The sequence below is a fragment of the Microbacterium sp. Cr-K20 genome (genome assembly GCF_000708325.1).
Lineage (GTDB): Bacteria > Actinomycetota > Actinomycetes > Actinomycetales > Microbacteriaceae > Microbacterium.
Genome location: NZ_JARE01000008.1, coordinates 1 through 2,841, shown reverse-complemented (window position 1 = coordinate 2,841; position 2,841 = coordinate 1). Strand labels below are relative to the sequence as shown.

Sequence of the window (2,841 nt, the reverse complement as noted above, 5' to 3'; positions counted from 1 at the left end):
TCTTCGACGAGATCGGCTCGCCCGGAGGCGCCGCCAAGGTCGGCGTCTACACGTTCGACCACCCGATCATCGCCGCGCTCCCGCCCCAGGGCGAGTAGGCGTCTTCTGTGAGCGTCCGCGACCTCGCCGACTACCCGTGGGATGCCGTCGTCCCGTTCCGTGAGCGTGCCGCGCAGCATCCGGAGGGTCTGGTGGATCTCTCCGTGGGCTCGCCGGTGGATCCGACGCCGGAGCTCATCCGTCGTGCGCTGGCCGAGGCGACCGACGCACACGCCTATCCGCAGACGGTCGGCACGCCGACGCTGCGCGAAGCCATCGTCGAGTGGTACGCGCGGCGCCGGGGAGTATCCGACCTCCGCGTCGACAACGTGTTGCCGACGATCGGCTCCAAGGAACTTGTCGCGCTGCTGCCCACGCTCCTCGGACTCGGTGCGAGCGACGTCGTCGTGCATCCGCGAGTGGCGTACCCGACATACGAGGTCGGCGCCCGGGTGGTCGGTGCGACGCCGCTCCCGGCCGACGATCCCGCCGAGTGGCCGGAGGGCACCAAGCTCATCTGGATCAACACTCCGGGCAACCCGGACGGCCGAACCTGGACGGTCGATGAGCTCGCCGCGGCCGTGCGCCGTGCGCGCGAGCTGGGTGCCGTCCTCGCGAGCGACGAGTGCTACGCCGAGCTGGGCTGGGACGGAAACTGGGCGACCGAGCCGATCCCCTCGATCCTCGACCCTCGGGTGACCGGCGGCAGTAGGGCGAACCTGCTCAGCGTGTACTCGCTGAGCAAGCAGTCGAACCTCGCCGGCTACCGCGCCGCGTTCGTCGCCGGCTGCGCGCGCGTGGTCGGAGAACTGCTCACCGCTCGCAAGCACCTCGGGCTCATGCCGCCCGCACCCGTGCAACACGCCATGGCGGTCGCGCTCGGTGACGACGAGCACGTCGCGGCCCAGAAGAACCTGTACCGCACCAGGCGAGAAGCACTGCGCCCCGCGCTGGAGGCCGCAGGCTTCCGCATCGACGGTTCGGAAGCAGGACTGTACCTCTGGGCGACGGAAGGGCGCGATGCCTGGGAGTCGATGGGTCGCCTCGCCGACCTCGGCATCCTCGCCGGTCCCGGTCCGTTCTACGGTGCGGACTCCTCGCAGCATGTGCGCCTCGCGCTGACCGCTCCCACCGAGCGGGTGCGAGAAGCCGCGCGCCGCCTCACCGCCTCCGCTCTGTAGGTTTTCTCCGTGAAGTTCGCATCTGTTTGGCGGATGTCACAGTAGGCCTGTGTGCCTACTAGGCTGTAAAAGCGATTCGGTCGAGTCTCGACCTGGTGCCACAGCGCCGTGAGATCGCCAGTTCCGACTTGATCAAGATCTTGTCCGATATACCGCGACCAGCGGGGTCGGACGCCAGGAGGAGGACCGCGTGAGCGCAGCGGCAGAGCAGACGGCGAAGCTGACGATCGGCGATACGACCGCCGAATTCCCGGTACTGCGCGGCACGGCAGGCCACGACAGCATCGACTTCTCGACGCTGACCCGGCAGACCGGCTACACGGGCCTCGACTACGGCTTCGTCAACACGGCGTCCACGAAGTCCGACATCACCTTCATCGACGGAGACAAGGGCATCCTGCGCTACCGCGGGTACCCGATCGAGCAGCTGGCAGGGTCCACGAGCTACCTCGAGGTCGCCTGGCTCCTGATCTACGGCGAACTGCCCTCGGCTTCGGAGCTCGCAGAGTTCGACGAGAAGATCCGCCGTCACACGCTGCTGCACGAAGACCTCAAGCGCTTCTTCTCGGCGCTGCCGCACACGGCGCACCCCATGTCGGTGCTCTCGTCGGCGGTCGCCGCCCTCTCGACGTACTACGAGGGGCAGACCGACCCGCACAACCCCGAGCACGTCGAGCTCAACATGGTGCGCATGCTCGCCAAGCTGCCCGTGATCGCGGCGTACGCGCACAAGAAGAGCGTCGGCCAGGCATTCCTCTACCCCGACAACTCGCTGAGTTTCGTGGATAACTTCCTCAAGCTCAACTTCGGCGTGCACAGCGAGGAGTACGAGGTCAACCCGGTCATGTCGAAGGCTCTCGAGCTGCTCCTGATCCTCCACGAGGACCACGAGCAGAACGCCTCCACCTCGACGGTCCGCCTCGTGGGCTCCACCGGTGCGAACCAGTTCGCCTCGGTCTCCGCCGGGATCCAGGCGCTCTCCGGTCCGCTGCACGGCGGTGCCAATGAGGCCGTCCTGACCATGCTGGGTCAGATCCGCGACTCCGGCCAGAGCGTCTCGCGCTTCGTGGAGCGTGTGAAGAACAAGGAAGAGGGCGTGAAGCTGATGGGCTTCGGGCACCGCGTCTACAAGAACTACGACCCGCGGGCCAAGCTGGTCAAGGACGCCGCCGACGAGGTGCTCTCGTCGCTGGGCGTCACCGACCCGCTGCTCGACCTCGCGAAGGAGCTCGAGGAACTCGCCCTCGCCGACGACTACTTCCGTGAGCGTCGCCTGTACCCGAACGTCGACTTCTACACCGGTGTCATCTACAAGGCGATGGGCTTCCCGACCCGGATGTTCACGGTGCTGTTCGCCATCGGCCGTCTGCCCGGCTGGCTGGCCCAGTGGCGCGAGCTGCAGCTCGACCCGCAGACCAAGATCGGCCGTCCGCAGCAGCTGTACACGGGGTCTCCTGAGCGGTCGTTCCCGACTCGCTGAGCGCACAACGAGAAAGCGCCCCTTCCGCCGAAGCGGAAGGGGCGCTTTTCAGTCGAGCTGCGCCCGCGGGTCAGCGACCCTGCGAGCTGCGGCCACCGCCCTGACGGGACTGGCCACTCTGCGTGGAGTAACCGCCGCCCT

2 protein-coding genes and 1 pseudogene are annotated in these 2,841 nt (G+C 67.6%); all 3 read left to right on the top strand.

Annotated elements, in window-relative coordinates; all coding sequences use genetic code 11:
- A pseudogene (locus tag GZ67_RS0102020) lies at positions 1–98 on the top strand (ferredoxin); the annotation flags it as partial.
- A 9-nt stretch (positions 99–107) separates the two neighbouring features.
- Positions 108–1,220 (top strand): succinyldiaminopimelate transaminase, encoded by a 1,113-nt coding sequence (gene dapC, locus GZ67_RS0102015; RefSeq protein ID WP_029262061.1) that lies wholly within the window; start codon positions 108–110, stop codon positions 1,218–1,220.
- Positions 1,221–1,410: 190 nt separating this feature from the next.
- Positions 1,411–2,700 carry a citrate synthase gene (locus tag GZ67_RS0102010; RefSeq protein ID WP_081859847.1) on the top strand — a complete coding sequence of 430 codons (1,290 nt, stop codon included), beginning with the start codon at positions 1,411–1,413 and terminating at the stop codon, positions 2,698–2,700.
- Positions 2,701–2,841: the final 141 nt, after the last annotated feature.